Origin of the sequence: Actinospica durhamensis (assembly GCF_018139695.1) — a bacterium.
GTDB lineage: Bacteria > Actinomycetota > Actinomycetes > Streptomycetales > Catenulisporaceae > Actinospica > Actinospica durhamensis.
The window spans coordinates 58,014-72,154 of sequence record NZ_JAGSOG010000011.1 but is presented as its reverse complement, the minus strand read 5'-3'; the positions used below and the strand labels follow the sequence as shown (position 1 = coordinate 72,154).

Annotated in this window: 18 protein-coding genes; 15 read left to right on the top strand and 3 right to left on the bottom strand. The window is 68.8% G+C overall.

Going from position 1 to position 14,141, the window contains the following annotated elements; genetic code table 11:
* Positions 1 to 259: 259 nt before the first annotated feature.
* Positions 260 to 712: a hypothetical protein gene (locus tag KDL01_RS45095; RefSeq protein ID WP_307846085.1), complete on the bottom strand. Its 453-nt coding sequence runs from the start codon at positions 710 to 712 to the stop codon at positions 260 to 262.
* Between KDL01_RS45095 and KDL01_RS04475 the strand changes: the two genes are divergently transcribed.
* Positions 654 to 2,480, top strand: a complete 1,827-nt coding sequence (locus KDL01_RS04475; RefSeq protein ID WP_307846083.1) for a S53 family peptidase — start codon at positions 654 to 656, stop codon at positions 2,478 to 2,480. The genes KDL01_RS45095 and KDL01_RS04475 overlap by 59 nt on opposite strands.
* A 118-nt stretch (positions 2,481 to 2,598) precedes the next feature.
* A complete protein-coding gene (locus tag KDL01_RS04470; RefSeq protein WP_212527022.1) occupies positions 2,599 to 3,090 on the top strand; it encodes a YajQ family cyclic di-GMP-binding protein in 492 nt (163 codons plus the stop codon).
* On the opposite strand, the gene KDL01_RS04465 is transcribed toward KDL01_RS04470, so the two are convergent.
* Complete coding sequence (locus tag KDL01_RS04465; protein WP_212527021.1) at positions 3,087 to 4,364, bottom strand: tyrosine-type recombinase/integrase; 1,278 nt, start codon at positions 4,362 to 4,364, stop codon at positions 3,087 to 3,089. The genes KDL01_RS04470 and KDL01_RS04465 overlap by 4 nt on opposite strands.
* A 19-nt stretch (positions 4,365 to 4,383) precedes the next feature.
* Complete coding sequence (locus KDL01_RS04460; protein ID WP_212527020.1) at positions 4,384 to 5,115, bottom strand: helix-turn-helix domain-containing protein; 732 nt, start codon at positions 5,113 to 5,115, stop codon at positions 4,384 to 4,386.
* Between the two features lie 99 nt (positions 5,116 to 5,214).
* Here KDL01_RS04460 and KDL01_RS04455 point away from each other — a divergent pair, with 99 nt between their 5' ends.
* The 13 genes from KDL01_RS04455 (at position 5,215) to KDL01_RS04395 (ending at position 14,140) form a co-directional block, all read left to right on the top strand.
* Positions 5,215 to 5,406 carry a helix-turn-helix transcriptional regulator gene (locus KDL01_RS04455; protein ID WP_212527019.1) on the top strand — a complete coding sequence of 64 codons (192 nt, stop codon included), beginning with the start codon at positions 5,215 to 5,217 and terminating at the stop codon, positions 5,404 to 5,406.
* Positions 5,403 to 6,521, top strand: a complete 1,119-nt coding sequence (locus KDL01_RS04450) for a hypothetical protein (RefSeq protein ID WP_212527018.1) — start codon at positions 5,403 to 5,405, stop codon at positions 6,519 to 6,521. Before KDL01_RS04455 ends, KDL01_RS04450 begins: the two co-directional genes overlap by 4 nt.
* A gap of 77 nt (positions 6,522 to 6,598) precedes the next feature.
* Complete coding sequence (locus KDL01_RS04445) at positions 6,599 to 6,874, top strand: hypothetical protein (RefSeq protein WP_212527017.1); 276 nt, start codon at positions 6,599 to 6,601, stop codon at positions 6,872 to 6,874.
* 117 nt (positions 6,875 to 6,991) lie between these two features.
* A complete protein-coding gene (locus KDL01_RS04440; protein WP_212527016.1) occupies positions 6,992 to 7,216 on the top strand; it encodes a hypothetical protein in 225 nt (74 codons plus the stop codon).
* Positions 7,216 to 7,395: a hypothetical protein gene (locus KDL01_RS04435; RefSeq protein WP_212527015.1), complete on the top strand. Its 180-nt coding sequence runs from the start codon at positions 7,216 to 7,218 to the stop codon at positions 7,393 to 7,395. Before KDL01_RS04440 ends, KDL01_RS04435 begins: the two co-directional genes overlap by 1 nt.
* Positions 7,392 to 8,276, top strand: coding sequence for a bifunctional DNA primase/polymerase (locus tag KDL01_RS04430; protein WP_281415232.1), 885 nt, complete (start codon positions 7,392 to 7,394; stop codon positions 8,274 to 8,276). Before KDL01_RS04435 ends, KDL01_RS04430 begins: the two co-directional genes overlap by 4 nt.
* Before the next feature lie 19 nt (positions 8,277 to 8,295).
* Complete coding sequence (locus tag KDL01_RS04425) at positions 8,296 to 10,713, top strand: DUF927 domain-containing protein (protein WP_212527013.1); 2,418 nt, start codon at positions 8,296 to 8,298, stop codon at positions 10,711 to 10,713.
* A gap of 294 nt (positions 10,714 to 11,007) precedes the next feature.
* Complete coding sequence (locus tag KDL01_RS04420; RefSeq protein WP_212527012.1) at positions 11,008 to 12,000, top strand: hypothetical protein; 993 nt, start codon at positions 11,008 to 11,010, stop codon at positions 11,998 to 12,000.
* Between the two features lie 25 nt (positions 12,001 to 12,025).
* Entirely contained in the window at positions 12,026 to 12,472 is a 447-nt protein-coding gene (locus tag KDL01_RS04415; protein WP_212527011.1) for a hypothetical protein, read from the top strand.
* Positions 12,473 to 12,538: 66 nt separating this feature from the next.
* On the top strand, positions 12,539 to 12,739 hold the full coding sequence (locus KDL01_RS04410) for a hypothetical protein (protein ID WP_212527010.1): 201 nt from the start codon (positions 12,539 to 12,541) through the stop codon (positions 12,737 to 12,739).
* 91 nt (positions 12,740 to 12,830) lie between these two features.
* Complete coding sequence (locus KDL01_RS04405; RefSeq protein WP_212527009.1) at positions 12,831 to 13,226, top strand: hypothetical protein; 396 nt, start codon at positions 12,831 to 12,833, stop codon at positions 13,224 to 13,226.
* A gap of 34 nt (positions 13,227 to 13,260) precedes the next feature.
* A complete protein-coding gene (locus tag KDL01_RS04400) occupies positions 13,261 to 13,896 on the top strand; it encodes a hypothetical protein (RefSeq protein WP_212527008.1) in 636 nt (211 codons plus the stop codon).
* The gene (locus tag KDL01_RS04395; RefSeq protein WP_212527007.1) at positions 13,889 to 14,140 is read left to right on the top strand and encodes a hypothetical protein; all 252 of its coding nucleotides are present in this window, start codon (positions 13,889 to 13,891) and stop codon (positions 14,138 to 14,140) included. Before KDL01_RS04400 ends, KDL01_RS04395 begins: the two co-directional genes overlap by 8 nt.
* Position 14,141 lies beyond the last annotated feature (1 nt).

Genomic DNA, 14,141 nt, shown 5'->3' with positions numbered 1-14,141 from the left:
GGGGGTGACCGGTGACCGGGTGGTGGCGGTGGGTGCCGGTCGGGTGATCGGGAGAGTGGATGATGGGGCTTTTCGCTCGATCGTGGGCGCGTCTGTTCGTGGGGGATTAGGCCGGGCAGGTCATCTGCGCCGCTGCTCACACAATGAGGCGCGGCGCGGATCCCCGGCCGGGCTCCCACTTTTCGCTTGCCGTGCTTGCTGCCTGCTGCCTGCTGCCCCGACCTCGTCTGACCACCTCGGCTGCTTCTCGCTGCCCGTCTCACTTGCTGTCCGGCACCTGCCCCTGGATACACGGAAGGCCCTGCTGCATGCCCCGACGACGGTTTTCGCCGCACTTCCCGGATTCCCCGCGTTCTGCACGTCCTGCGCACTCCACGTTCTCGTCCAGTCGCTCACTGTCCGTGCTGATCGCCGCGGGGACCGGGCTCTGCCTGGTCGGGACGCTGGCGCTTGGGTCGGGGTCCGCCGATGCGGCGCCGGTGAGCCGGTCCTTGTCCGCTTCGGCCGCCTCGGCCACGTCCGTCGGGGGCCTCGAGTCCGCCGCTTCCGGTTCGTCGGCGGCGGGGCTGGTGAGTGTGGCGGGGGTGCGGCCGGCTTGGGCCACGTCCGCGGCGGCCGTCGGGGCGGCGCCGCGGGGGTCGCTGACGACGCGGGTGTTCCTCGGGGGGCAGGACGCGCAGGGGCTCGCGGCGTACGCGACGGCCGTGTCCACGCCCGGGAGCATGTCCTATCGGCGCTTCCTGGGCTCGTCCGACGCGGCGTCGCGGTTCGGGCCGAGTGCGGCCGAGGCTTCGGCCGTGTCGGCGTGGCTGCGGCGGTCGGGGCTCACCGTCACGTCCACCACGGACCAGTACGTCTCCGCGACCGGGAGTGTCTCGGCCGTCGACAAGGCTTACGGGGTCACGCTGCGCAGCTACATCCTGGCGGGCGGCGCCACGGCGGTCGCTCCTGACCGCGATCCGCTGATTCCGGCGTCGCTCCAATCGTCCGTCGCCACGATCACGGGCCTGACGAGCAGTTCGCTGCCGATGTACTCGCAGCACGTCACCGCCGCCACGGCCTCGCAGGATCTGCGGTCGAACGGTGGCGGGTCCGGTACGCCCACGGGGCCGCTGATTCCGAGCCCCTGCTCGGCCTACTACGGCCAGTCGACCGACACGACGGATCCGGCCTTCTCCGGCGCGGACGAGCCCTACACCGTCTGCGGGTACTCGGCCTCGCAGCTGCGCTCCGCCTACGGCGCGACGGGACACTCCGGCGGCAAGGCGACGGTCGCGATCCTGGACGCCTACGCCTCGCCCACGATGCTCTCCGACGCGAACACGTGGTCCGCGCACAACGGGCTCGCGGCCTTCCGTTCCGGTCAGTACTCGCAGATCGTCACGCCGTCCGCCTGGACCAACGTCGACGCGTGTGGCGGGGCCTCGGGCTGGGGCGCGGAGGAGTCGCTGGACGTGGAGGCCGTGCACGCCATGGCCCCCCGCGCCCGGATCCTCTACTACGGCGCGAACTCCTGCCAGGACTCTGATCTCCTGGCCGCCCTGTCCGACCTGATCACCCATCGGCGCGCGGACGTCATCTCCGACTCCTGGGGCGGGCCGCTGCACTCGAGCGCGGGGGACGAGCCGGCTTCGACGATCGCCGAGTACGAGCACCTGTTCCAGCTCGCGGCGGTCGAGGGCATCACGGTGAACTTCTCCTCCGGCGACTGCGGCGCCAACGATCCCTCGACGGTGTGCGGCTCGGGCGAGGGGGCGAGCTACGCGCAGACCACGTTCCCGGCCTCCGACCCGTGGGTGACCGCGGTCGGCGGCACCTCCGCGGCGATCAGCTCGCACGGGCGGCTCGAGTGGAACACCTCGTGGGGCACCGACGCCTGGGTGCTCTCGAGCTCCGGCACCTCCTGGGAGTCGCTCGGCTGGATCTTCGGTGGCGGTGGTGGCGCCGCGGCCGACTTTGCCCAGCCGGACTACCAGCGCGACTCCGTACCGTCGGCGCTCGCCGACACGCTGCTGACCGGCGCGTCCGCGTCCAGCCCGCGCCGCGTGGTGCCCGACCTCTCCCTCGACGCCGACCCCTTCACCGGCATGCTCGTCGGCGAGACGCAGCAGCTGCCCTCCGGCGCGACCGGCTACGCCGAGGCCGCGATCGGCGGGACCAGCCTGGCGAGCCCGCTGCTCGCGGGTCTCGAAGCGGACACGATCTCCGAGCGTGACGGGGTGCCGATCGGCTTCATCAACCCGACGCTCTACTGCCTCGGCGCCGAGCACATGGGCCACGACGCCCTGCGCGACGTGACCGACGCGCCGTCGGGCGTGACCCAGCCGATCGCCGAGGTCTTCCCGCCGTTCCAGGGGCAGACCGCCGCGATCGCGGGGCTCGGCCAGGACGGGAGCCTGCACGCCGGGGCCGGCTACGACGACGCGACCGGGCTCGGGACGCCGGGTTCGCTCTTCATCGAGGAACTCGCGGCGAGCTGATCCGCCGCTGGGGCCCGGCACACACCGCGCGCGCCGAACGTACCCGCCGGACTCGGTAGAGTTCGGGGGGATAACGAACCGGTGACGTGCGGTGTGTGCCAAGCCTAAGGAGGCCGAGATGGCGAGCGAGTCGAGTTTCGACGTGGTCAGCAAGGTGGACCGGCAGGAAGTGGACAACGCCCTCGGGCAGACCGGCCGCGAGCTCTCGCAGCGCTTCGACTTCAAGAACACCGGCGCGAACATCGCCTGGAGCGGCGAGAAGATCGAGATGCGGGCCGGCACGGAGGAGCGGGTCAAGGCCGTCCTCGACGTGTTCAAGGACAAGCTGATCAAGCGCGGCATCTCGCTCAAGACGCTGGAGGCGGGCGAGCCGGCCGTGTCCGGCAAGGAGTACAAGATCGTCGCCGAGGTGACCGAGGGCATCAGCCAGGAGAACGCCAAGAAGGTGGCCAAGCTGATCCGCGACGAGGGGCCCAAGGGCGTCAAGGCGCAGATCCAGGGCGAGGAGCTGCGGGTGACCTCGAAGTCGCGCGACGACCTGCAGGAGGTCATCGCCCTGCTCAAGGGGCAGGAATTCGACTTCGCGGTGCAGTTCACGAACTACCGCTAGCCGATCCTTCTGACCTGCGCTCCAGTCGAGATCGTGGACGCTGAGGGCACTTTCCGGGCACTTGAGCCGAAGACGGCTTCGACGGCTTCCCGGCTGGTGTCCTCGGCGTCCGGCCAAAGGTGCGAGTAGGTATCCAGGGTGATGGATGGCTTTGCATGGCCCATGCGCTTCTGGACGATCTTCACCGACTCCCGCGCGGCGATCAGCACCGAGGCGAAAAAGTGCCGGAAGCCGTGCATCGTCGCCTCGTCCGGCACCCGCGTATCAGAGCCTGACTTCTCGAAGAACGCGTCCGCCTTCCTCACCGCCGACTCCCAAGTCTTCGACCAGGCGCCCCGCTGGATCGGCTTGCCGAGCGAGTTCGTGAACACCAGCCGCGCCGGCCGCTCGACGGGCTTGCGCGGGTCCGTGCGGTCGTCCACCAGCACCGTGCGCGCCGGGAACTCCGCCAGGTGCGCGGCGAGTTCGTCGATGATGGACTTCGCCAGCGGCACCGTGCGGTAGCTCTGCTTCGTCTTCGGCGCCGACAGGTACGACGGGCCGCCCTCGTCCGGGTGGACGAACTGCTGGCGGACGCGGACTTCGCGCTTGAGGAAGTTGATGTGCTCGACCTCGAGGGCGAACAGTTCGCCCTGGCGCAGTCCACTGCCGGCGGCGAGCTTGAGCAGGGCCCGGTAGCGCGGGTAGACGGCCTCGATCAGGGCCTCGACGACGTCCAGGGGGAGGGGCTCGGCTTCAGGCCGCACGTCTTCCGGAAGAGTGATCTTCTTGCACGGGTTCGTGCCGATGATGTTGTCGAACTCGGCGAGCTTGAACACGGACACGATGTACGAGTAGTTCACGCCCAGGGTGCTCGGAGCCAGCACTGCGGTCCGGTCCTTCACCCAACCCTGGATGTCGCTGCGCTGAATTCCGGCGATGGGCAGGTGGCCGAGGATCGGCAGGATGTGAATCCTCATCGCCCGCTCGACGCGGGCGGCCGTGGACGGCCTATGCGGGGCGTTCTTCGCCCACTGCTGGGCCGCTGCGGCGAAGGACTGCCGGCCGAGCTTCGGGTCGACGTAGCGGCCGCGGCGCAGGTCGCTCTCGACGTCGTTGGCCCGCTTGTCCGCGTCGGTCTTCTTCGCGAAGTTCTCCTTGACCTGCTTGCCGGCCATGTCGCGCCAGCGAACCTGCCACCGCATCCCGCTGCCGTGGTCCTTCGTCGGCACGAGGCGCTCGGTCTTGCTCTTGTGCTCCTTGCACTCGGCATGGTCCGGCTTCGGTCGGCTCATGTGCCAGCGATCTACGACTTTAGCTTTGGCCATCGTCGTCCTCCCGGTGACTCAGCTCGGCCATCGCATGCAGTTCGACGAGGAGCGGCCTTGCCTCCTGCAGCAGTTCTCGCGCCTGGTCGACCGCGCGCTGAATGGCGTGCCTTCCCGAGTCGTCACTGCTCACGCCCGACGGGAAGCCGAATAGGTCTCGGCGCTGCTGGACGTCAGCCTCAGCTGCGACGAACGACTCGACCGCTTGCACTTGCCGCTCAAGGGCCGCCTCGTACATCTGGGCGTTCCTGCCGATGTAGCGTGACATGGACTTGACGCGCTCGATGACGTCCCACAATTTCTCCAGGGACTTCTCAGCCTCGGTTATCACGTCGCGGGGGAGCTCGATGTGTTCGAAGGCCCAAGGGCCGAGACCTGAGATCAGGGGAACGGGACGTCCCAGCACCCAACCCCACGCGCCCTGGGTTGTCGTCTCCGTGCGCGTGGTGAGCGCCATCCTCGAGTCAGGTCGAGACTCGGGCGGCAGCAGCAGCTGAAGTGGACTGATCGAGAGCGCAAGCGAGATAGCGATCAGGTCGTCAACATCGACTCGGCGTAGCCCTTGCTCGATCCGTCCGATGCCGGATGACAGAAGCGAGTGGCCGAGCTCCTCCAGGCGCTTGGACAGATCCCGCAGCGAGACACCCTGCTCTTCCCGGATGCGTCTGAGGTTGACCCGGACGGCTTCGTTCATCGGGCCGGTGGCGATTGCAGGCATAACAGCGACACTACCGTCCGTGTTGACTACATCGCAACGTCTGCCGTAGCTTGTCGATGTCCGGTAACAACTACAATCGAGGCCGTTACGGAGACGTTCGTGAATGAATCCGATCAGCTGATGACCATCAAGCAGCTTTCCGCCTACCTCGCCGACACCCCGGTCCAGACGCTGTACAACTGGAGATCGAGGGGGGTGGGTCCGCGCGGCATCCGCGTCGGCCGGAAGGTGCTCTACCGGGTCCGCGAAGTGGAGCGCTGGCTCGCTGAGCAGGAGCGGAGCGCCGCATGACGCACGAACTGCACAACGAAAACGGCCCCCGGTGTGTCACCACCGAGGACCGCAGCGAGGACCAACTGAGCGCCGGAACCTCGCCCACCAGTATGCCGAACGCCGCCGCCCCTGTCAGCGCCCGCGCCGAGGACGGAGAGCTTCGCGGCCTCTACCTCGCCGCCGAGAACGAGGGCCGCAAACTCGCCGTCGACTGGATCGGCCATAGCGCGACCAAGCCGATCGTCCTGTATTACAGGTGGCACGCCGTCGGCATCCTCGACACGCCGCCCATCGACCGGTTCACCGTCGGGGAGCACGCGCAGGGCGCCATCCACGCGTTCACCCAGTCCGCTCTCAAGTGTTTCGGCGAGCACCCGGACGGCGCCGTCGACCCGGACGTGCTGCGCGACCCGGAGCGCGGCTGGCCGCTCACCGAGGCTGAGCGGTATGCGGCGCTGAATCTCGCGCACGCCTGGTCGTCCCTGCTCGCCATCATTGCGAACGTGCTCCGCAGCGCCGGAGTCCCCATCGACGCGACGTACAGCGCCAGCGCCGGCGACCGCCGGTTCCGCAACGACCTGTTCGCCCTCGCGGAACTGATCTCCCTGCCGATCGACCTCGACGCGGACCCCGAGTACCTCGTCGGCGAGATCCTCAACGTCTACGCGCCGATGGCGTTCAACGCGGCGGACCACCAGGTGACGATCCGCGAGATCCGGCATGCCGACTCCGACGGCACCGCGATGGCACTGCAGAGGCGCAGGGTCGAACGCGACACTGGCCGGAGGACGTTCCCGACGCCGCGCAAGCCGGATCCGAAGGTGTACACCATGGCCCCGAACTGGGCGACGCGGCTGCAGGGCCTGCGGCACGAGGCACTCAAGACGGCCTACGGCGTGCGCTCGTCCTGGGGTCGGCACCGGTTCACGCCGGCCGACGTGCGCAAGACGTGGGGCTCGACCGTCGGTACGCCCGGCGGCGCGGTCAGCAATGTACTTACTCGGCTCCTCGCTGGGATCGAAGACTGCGAAGGCAACCCGCGCACGGCGGAAGCGCCGTCGCTCTCGACGCTGCAACGCGACTTCAAGACTTGCGGAATCCCGCTGTCCCCAGGGAAAACGCGCAGGCGGTAAATCCGCACGCCGCGAGTTTTGGTCACCGGTTCGCCGTGGCGGACGTGTGACCAAACCTTGGGTGCACGGTGATCCCCATGGCCACGAAGACCACCGCAGCCGAGCGCACCGAGTTGGCTCGGCTTGCCGCGTACACCCTGCATTCCCAGGTCGCCGACCCGGTGGCACGCCTTGAGCCTGCCCGGCGCGGATTCCGGGCGAAGTTCGAGCAGGAGGTCGACCCGGACGGCGTGCTCAGCCAGGACGAGCGAGAACGGCGGGCCGAGCTCGCCATGAAGGCGCACATGGCGCGATTGAGGGTCAAGGCCATCAGGGCGAAGGCAGCGAAGCAGCCCACCGCCGACGCCGCTTGAGCCCGGAAAGCCAGAAACCGGGCCCACCGACTGGCCCGGCTCCGACAAATCAAGATCTTCGCCTCCGACCCTCGCCAGGACGAGGAGGCGTCCACGCTCTGAGAGGGATTATCCCTGATGAACCGCACCACCGCCACTGCTTCACCTAGGACGGATCGGCAGCAGCCGATCCCGGTCCTGGCGACCCGGATCGACACGGTCTCGACCCGGAACCTCCCGTGGTCGACGTACATCGGCCGCTGCCCGCAGTGCCAGAACCGGCGACAGTTCCGCCAGGACGGCGAACGCGTCTGCGCGTGCGGCCAGCGGATCCGGCTGATCGTCGGTATGGAGGTGGCCTGATGAGGCCGTCCCTGCGCCGGCGAATCCCGCGCAAGGTGGAGCGTCTGATCGCCGGCCTGACCGCCGAGCGAGACAAGGCATACCAGGACGCGTACCTGGCCGGGTGGCTCGAGGGCTACGAGCAGGGGCTGCGCGAGCGGCTCGACACGGCCACGGCCGCGCTGGGGCGTGTCGTATGAGTGCCCTGACCGCAGCACTGAGTACTGCGTCGCGCGGTTTCCCGGTCGCGTTCATGAGCATCACGGCGGACAGGAAGTATCCGGCGATCGGCTCGCCGCACCCCAAGAACAACCCGCAGCGCAAGCAGTGCCGCGGCGAGTGCGGGCAACTCGGCCACGGGGTCTGGGACGCGTCCATCGACGAGGACCGCATCCTCGAGATGCACGCCCTCAGCCGCAACCCGAACGGCTACGCGGTGGCCTGCGGGCGGGATCCGCACCGCGTTCTCGGCCTTGACCTCGACCGGAAGAACGGTCTCGACGGGTGCGCCCGGATCACCGAGATTGCCGAGACGATCGGGTTCGAGCTGCCGGAGACGATCCGGGTGAAGACCCCGAGCGGGTGGCACATCTGGCTGAGCCTGCCGCCCGGCGTGCACGTCAGCAACAGCGTCGGGAAGGTCGGCACCATCAGCGCGCCCGGCGTCGACGTCCGCAGCCTCGGTGGCGGACTTGTCGGCCCTGGCAGCCGCGGGCCGAAGGGCACCTACCTGCTCGACTGCGCCCCGGACACGCCGCTCGCGCCCATCCCGAGCAAGCTCCTCGACCTGCTCGCGGTGCGGGACAAGCCGCGGACGGATTCCTTCGTGCGTGGCACGGCGATCTCCTCGAAGCGCATCACGGGGCTCGTGGCGACCGTCCTGGACGCCAAGCCGGGCAGCCGTAACGCCGTCCTGTTCTGGTCCGCCTGCCGAATGGCTGAGGCCGTTGCGGAGGGCGGCCTCAGTGACAACGAGGCCCGCGAACTGCTTCTCACTGCGGCCGAACGGATCGGCCTCGATCACTCCGAAGCGTCTGTGTCGATCGACTCGGCGTTCCGCACCAGCCATGGAAGGGCCTGAGGTGGCAAGCGACGAAGCTATGGCTGACGCCGAGAAGATCGTGCGTGACATGCGGATCGGCGTGGACGACTCGCCGGAGAAGTGCGCCGAGTGGATCGCTGACGCCGAACAGTTCGTGCGTACCCAGTGTCCGCCGGAGATGCGGGTTCCCGCTGACCACGAGGCGCGCCGCTGGGCGTTGGAGACGGTGGAGAAGGTCGAACAGGCCGGCCCTGTCCTGCGGCCGGCCGTCCTGAAGGCTGTGAAAGTCGCGCTCGGAGCAGCGCGGGAAGCCTATGACGTGCCGCTGGTGAAGCGGATCGAGGCGTGGCGCACTCAGTTCAACAAGTGCCTCCGGCCGCCCGCCTTCGGCAAGCCGATGCCCGAGCGGTGGCTCTCTCTCGCCGTCATGGTCAGCGAAGCGCGCGGCGCCTGGTTCCCGACCGAGATCCTCGATTCCGGCCAGCAGCAGGCCCTCGACTACCTGTTCGGCGTCGCCGAGGCTCGCCGCAGCGCATTCGAGAAGGCCACGCAAGACGCTCTTGCGAACGCCATCACCGCTGAGAAGGAGCGCCGCAGCGCTGACGGCGCGTGGGACGCGGAACTGCAGCGGCGCATGGACGCCCGGTTCGGGCTTGCTGGGGACGTTGCCGAAGACGAGCAGAAATCTCCCATGTACAAGGTCGAGAACGGCTGCCTGTACTGGAACAAGGAGACTCCGGCCGGGGTCGAAACCGTCATGCTCGGCACGTTCCACGCCGAGATCCTCGAGGAAGTCACCCTCGACGACGGCGCCGAACGCTCCTTGATGTGGAAGCTGAGCGTCACTGGGCGGGACGGGCGACACGGCGAGGTGCAGATTCAGCCCGACCAGCTGGGGCGCCCGCAGCAGTGGGCTACCAAGGCCATCGGCGTCTCCGCGCTCGTCATGCCGGGGCAGGCCCTCAGCGACCACCTGCGCGCCGCCGTGCAGACCCGTTCGCGGTCCGCGGTGCGGCGCACCGTGTACGGGCACACGGGGTGGCGTCGGTTCGATTCCGGGTGGGGATTTCTGAGCGGGTCCGGCGCCCTCGGTGCCGACGGACTGGACGTGAGCATCTCCGTCGACCTCGGGCCGGCTCTCTCGCGCATCTCTCTTCCCGGAGTTCCCGAACTTCCCATTCTCCGGGAACAGGTACGCGCCAGCGTCGAGCTGATGCAGCTCACGAACGACGCCGTGATGGCGCCGTTGCAGGCCAGCGTCTACCGCGCGCCGCTGCCGCTGCCGCCCGACTCCGGCGTCTGGCTCTACGGCCGCACCGGGACGTTCAAGACGGCGGTCACGGCCGTGATGCAGCAGCACTTCGGCGCGGACATGGACGCCCACGGCCTGCCGGGCAACTGGGAGTCGACGGCGAACGCCCTCGAGATGCAGGCGTACGTCTGCGCGAACGTGCTGTTCACCATCGACGACCGGGCACCGGATCACTCGAAGGCTGATGAACAGCGGCGCGCGGCCACGATCGACCGCGTGTTCCGCGGCTCGGCGAACGGCGCCGGACGCGGACGGCTCCGCCCTGACGGCACGATGCGCCCGGAGAAGCCGCCGCGCGCCCAGCTGCTCACCTCGGCCGAAGACGTGCCGCCGTCGAACCCGTCGCTGCGCGCCCGCATGCTGGTCGACGAGATCAACCCGGGCATGATCGACCGGTTCGCGCTCACGCAGGTGCAGCAGAAGGCCGTCGCCGGAACCTACGCCGCGGCTATGTCCGGGTACGTGCAATGGCTCGCCCGGCAGATGGACGCCGGCGACCTCGCTGAGCAGCTCGCCGTCCGGCAAGCCGAACTGCGCGACCACGCATGGGCCGAGGACCAGCACGCCCGGTTCGCATTGAACATCGCCTCCCTCGCCCTCGGCTGGGAGAAGTTCCTGCAGTTCGCCCTCGAGGTCGGCGCCATTACCGAGACGGAACGCGACGAGTACTGGAACCGCGCGTGGAAGGCCCTTACCGACGTCGGAGCCGAGCAGGCCCGGTTCCAGCGGGACTCCGACCCGGTCCGCATCTACCTGGGCACCCTCAACGCGCTACTCGCCGCCCGGAAGGTGTACGTCGCCGACCGTATGACCGGCCGGACGCCCACGAACCCGGAGCACTGGGGCTGGGCGGTCAACCCGAGCAACAACGAGTTCCAGACCGCCAACGGCGCCCAGCTGATCGGCTGGGTCGACCCGGCCGAAGGCGGCGACGTGTACCTGCTGCCAGCCGTCGCCTACGCCGTGGTTCGTCAGTTCGCGGAGAACTCGGGCGCGCCGTTCAGCAAGACGAAGACAGCTCTCCACAAGGAGATCGACCTCCGCAAGCTGCTCGCCGCAAAGGACCAGGAGAACCGCTACACCCACAAGATCGCGGTGTGCGGCAAGAGCGAGAACGCACTCCACCTGACCTACAAGGCCTTCAAAGAAGGCGGTGAGCAGTGACCGCCGAGGCCCGGAGTGCCCCCACTCCCGCAGAAGTGGGAATTCCGGGAACTTCGGGAAGTCCCGCAGGTCAGACCGCCAACCACCGCCGAGCGAAACGGGAACCGAGTGGGAACTCGGCCCTAGAAAACGGGAACCGGCACGGCCGCCGTCACGGTGAGGTTCCCATTTTCAGGCCTCCCGATTCCCGATCCAGTCAGGCCGCACGGCTCGCCGCATGTGCTCTGACGTGCACGATTCCCAGACTTCCCGAAATTCCCACTTTCCCGAACTAGACCCTCGCGGCAGGAAGCCATGACCACGAAACAGCTCACCGTGCACAACGCCTCGATCAACACGGCAACAATCGAGGTGAAGACCCTCACGATCGGCGCCCGGCAGGTCACCCAGGGCATCTTCAAGCAGCTCATCGAGGAACCGCTGATCGCCGAGGACGGCACGCTCAACGGCGTCCCGTGGGGGCACGTCACCTGGCATCCGGATAAGTGCGAGGGCCACACGCTCGAGCATTGGCACATCGTGTGGCAGTCCGGGACCGAACTTCGCCGGTCCCGCGTGGACGTCAAGCCGGACTTCGTCTGGAACCACGAACTCCGCGACTACGTCGGGGAGCCGGCGAACAGGCTCGTGACGGCGTGGATCCGAGAGGCCTGCCACGGCCGCGCCGACTGGGCCGTCCTCCTCGGATCCAGGCAGGAGCACGAGTTGACCAGCCGCATGCTCCGAGGTGGCGTCAACCATGAAACGAAGGTTCCCGCGTGGGCCAGCGTCTCCGACGCGGCCTACAAGGCTGCTGGCCTTGATCGACGCGGCCCGAAGGACCTCGAGCGGATCCTGAAACCCCTCACCGACTGGGACATGCGCTACGGGCGTATCGATGACTGGCGCGCCAAGCACCCCGACCTCGCCTCGGCCGTCAGCACTGCTATCGCTGCCAACGTAGAGGTCGCGCTCACCCGCTGCCCGGAAGGCGACTTCGAGGTCGGCATCCTGGCGCCGCCGGCAGCAGTCGAACTCGGCCGGGCGCTTCGAGCAGAGGAGAACGCGCTCCTCGAACTGCTTATGACTAGGCGAAACAGCGACTTCGAGACATGGATCGAGACGCTGGACAAGCGCAACGAGGCCGTCGCCGCTCTCGATGCCGAAGTCGACGGCTGGGGCCTGACCTGGCCCGAGATCCGAGCCGAGTACGACGCCGCGATCCGCGCCGAAGCCGAACGCCGGGCGCGCCACCGCGACGTGAGGGCGGCCCTCGCCCAGCTTCCCCAGCTGTTCATCGGCGGCTGACCAACCCAACACGAAGGAGCGCACGATGAACGACCTGCCCGAGCCCCCGCTCGCCGACTTCGACACCGCCTGCAGCCAGATGCACGACCACGACCCGATCAAGTGCGCGCCCGAGAACATCCCCACCATCGACATCCCCGTCCGGCACCTGATCGCCATGCTCGCGGCCATCGCCTACCAGACCGCATACACCGACGAAGACCCCGACCTGCAGCAGGTGCTGCGCGACCTCGCCTCTTTCCCGCTCGACGAGGTCACCGGCACCCTTCCCCTGCCGGCCGAATCCGCTTGGCGCATCGCGTTCGACTCCAGCGCGGCCAGCACGTTCGACCTCGACGAATGCGCCGACGAGACGTACCAGAACGCCGCAGTCATCGCCGAGATCGAGGTCATGCGTGCCGTTGAGGACCAGGCGCCCGAAGTCGACGAGCGTATGCAGGCCGAAATCGACGAACTGCTCAAGACGCTCTGAGCCACCCGCTGCCGCGCCGACTCCGGCCGGCGCGGCAGCCCGCCAGGAGACCACGAAGGAGAACCCGTGCTCGCCCCCGACATCGCCGACGCCGCCCAGTACGGCATCAACGCCCGACTCCTCAACGAAGCCCACGACCTCGACCGCCCCGCACTCGACCAGTGGCTCGACACACTGCCCGACGACCGGTACGGGGCCGGGCTCCGCTGCCACGCGCACCTGCTCGCGGCCCGCAACACGGCCACAGAAACCACCGCCGTTCACTGAAGACATGGAGAGCTGGACGCCAGCCGCCACACCAAGCGCGACCCCGGCCCGCCCGCCGGATCAAACCAGCCCCAAACGAAAGAGGAGATCGATGCTGGCATCCGCCATCGCCGAGCCCGCCGTAGCGCAGGCCGCGACCGCGCTCGACCTGACGTACGGGGAGCGCGACGCCCAGCCGTGCGCGACCTGCGGCGGCATGCTGCCGGCCGCGACGAGGCCGCTGTTCGAGCTCGAGACGCCCGACGGTGAGCCGCTGTGCCGGCCGTGCGCTTCCCGCACCCATGCCCCCTTGGCTGCGGCCGTCGCGTTCCTCACGGCCGTGACGAAGGCCTACGGGAGCGGCGACACGCAGCGCGTCGGCGAGGCCATCCAAGCGGTCCTGTCCGGAATGGACTTGTGGCACGAAGTCTCCGGTGTCCCCGTGCCCGTCCTCGCCCCGCCGGCCGCCCGCAAGCCCCGGTACGCCCCGAAGCGCCGCCGGCGCTGAACCAGCAGACCCAGCCCCACAGAGCAGAGGAACCATGAACGAGCACGAGCACGAGCAGCCCGGTACCGGGGCAAACACCGACCCGGGCAACGCCCGGCCCCGCGACGGGCACGGTCGGTGGCTGCGCACCACCGCCGACGCCCACAAGGACGCCCGCGCGGTCCAGCTGCGCACGCAGGGCATGAGCCTCGACCAGATCGCGGCAGAACTCGGATACCGGCACGCGGCGTCCGCGCTCAAGGCGATCAGCAGGGCGTTGGCCGCGGTGCCGGCCGCGTCCGTCGGGGAGTACCGCGAGCTGCAGAACCGGCAGCTCGACTACATGACCGCGACCGCGCTCGAGATGCTGGTGAACCCGCATCCGCTGGTGACGCAGTCCGGTCGGATCGTGAAGGACCCGGAGACGGGAGAGGCGCTCGAGGACCCGGCGGTCAAGGCGCGGGCCCTGGACACCCTGTTGAAGATCGCGACGCGGCGGGCGCGGCTGCTCGGGCTCGATGCGCCGACGCGGCAGCACTTCACGATGGAGTCCCTGACGCAGTACACGCGCGACCTGGAGAGGGAACTGAAGATCGGCGACGCGGAGTTCACGCGGTTCGAGGCGTGGTGCGACACCCAGGCCATCGCGGCGCGCGAGGACGAGTCGGACATGGACGAGGACGATGACTGACCCGGCCGAGGCGAACGCCCGCGCCGTCGTCCGCGACGCCGTGCTGGCCAGCGTCGCACTGGTCAACCGGAACGTGAACGACCTCGACATCGAGCCGCAGATCCTGATCCAGGGCGTGGACACGGCGATCGCCGCGCAGCTGCTCGCCGCGATGGTCGGCGCGCTGCTCGAGCTGACGCTCGCCGACGGCGCACAGCAGCTGCTCGTCCAGATCTCCCGGCGCGCGATCGAGGCTACGGAGTAGG

Coding starts and splice junctions, on each gene's coding strand:
- KDL01_RS04430 (WP_281415232.1), top strand. CDS start 7,392: ATGAGTGCCCTGACCGCAGCACTGAGTACTGCGTCGCGCGGTTTCCCG.
- KDL01_RS04450 (WP_212527018.1), top strand. CDS start 5,403: ATGACGCACGAACTGCACAACGAAAACGGCCCCCGGTGTGTCACCACC.
- KDL01_RS04415 (WP_212527011.1), top strand. CDS start 12,026: ATGAACGACCTGCCCGAGCCCCCGCTCGCCGACTTCGACACCGCCTGC.
- KDL01_RS04460 (WP_212527020.1), bottom strand. CDS start 5,115: ATGCCTGCAATCGCCACCGGCCCGATGAACGAAGCCGTCCGGGTCAAC.
- KDL01_RS04435 (WP_212527015.1), top strand. CDS start 7,216: ATGAGGCCGTCCCTGCGCCGGCGAATCCCGCGCAAGGTGGAGCGTCTG.
- KDL01_RS04405 (WP_212527009.1), top strand. CDS start 12,831: ATGCTGGCATCCGCCATCGCCGAGCCCGCCGTAGCGCAGGCCGCGACC.
- KDL01_RS04400 (WP_212527008.1), top strand. CDS start 13,261: ATGAACGAGCACGAGCACGAGCAGCCCGGTACCGGGGCAAACACCGAC.
- KDL01_RS04420 (WP_212527012.1), top strand. CDS start 11,008: ATGACCACGAAACAGCTCACCGTGCACAACGCCTCGATCAACACGGCA.
- KDL01_RS04395 (WP_212527007.1), top strand. CDS start 13,889: ATGACTGACCCGGCCGAGGCGAACGCCCGCGCCGTCGTCCGCGACGCC.
- KDL01_RS04445 (WP_212527017.1), top strand. CDS start 6,599: ATGGCCACGAAGACCACCGCAGCCGAGCGCACCGAGTTGGCTCGGCTT.
- KDL01_RS04465 (WP_212527021.1), bottom strand. CDS start 4,364: ATGAGCCGACCGAAGCCGGACCATGCCGAGTGCAAGGAGCACAAGAGC.
- KDL01_RS04425 (WP_212527013.1), top strand. CDS start 8,296: ATGGCTGACGCCGAGAAGATCGTGCGTGACATGCGGATCGGCGTGGAC.
- KDL01_RS04440 (WP_212527016.1), top strand. CDS start 6,992: ATGAACCGCACCACCGCCACTGCTTCACCTAGGACGGATCGGCAGCAG.
- KDL01_RS04470 (WP_212527022.1), top strand. CDS start 2,599: ATGGCGAGCGAGTCGAGTTTCGACGTGGTCAGCAAGGTGGACCGGCAG.